Consider the following 435-nt stretch of genomic DNA (forward strand, 5'->3'; position numbering starts at 1 on the left):
GGTTGAGGTTATTTCCCATCCCAGCAAGCTGGCGCAGCAAAACCGGATCGATGGACGGCAGCCGCGACGACCGCGCCGGACGCGTATCGAGACAGGTCGCCCGCATCCATGCCGCCAGTTGTTTTCCGTCGCAGCGGTCAAGTAGCTGCTGATGCTCATCCTGCGTGACCCACATGGTCAGCATCTTGTCGCGTTTCGTACTCAAATGGCCTCCGCTACAGGTGTGTCAGATGGTGGAAAACGGCGTAAAGCCCCGGTTAGCCAGCGTCACAACAGACTATTTCTGCGCGTCACTTGGTAAATACGCAAGTGACGCGACACCCCGAAGCGCCCGGAAACGGCCGCTACTTGCTTGCGGTCGGTTGCGGGGGCAGACAAGCCCGACCGGGCGCGTCAGGTCGTTGACCTTAGCGGGTTTCGGGGCGCAGCCCTGAA

General features: G+C 60.9%; 1 pseudogene. It reads right to left on the bottom strand.

Going from position 1 to position 435, the window contains the following annotated elements:
* Window positions 1–184: pseudogene (locus GVK91_RS27585) on the bottom strand (plasmid mobilization relaxosome protein MobC); the annotation flags it as partial.
* Window positions 185–435 lie beyond the last annotated feature (251 nt).

It is taken from the genome of Sphingobacterium sp. 18053 (assembly GCF_902706145.1).
Classification (GTDB): Bacteria; Bacteroidota; Bacteroidia; order Sphingobacteriales; family Sphingobacteriaceae; genus Sphingobacterium; species Sphingobacterium paramultivorum.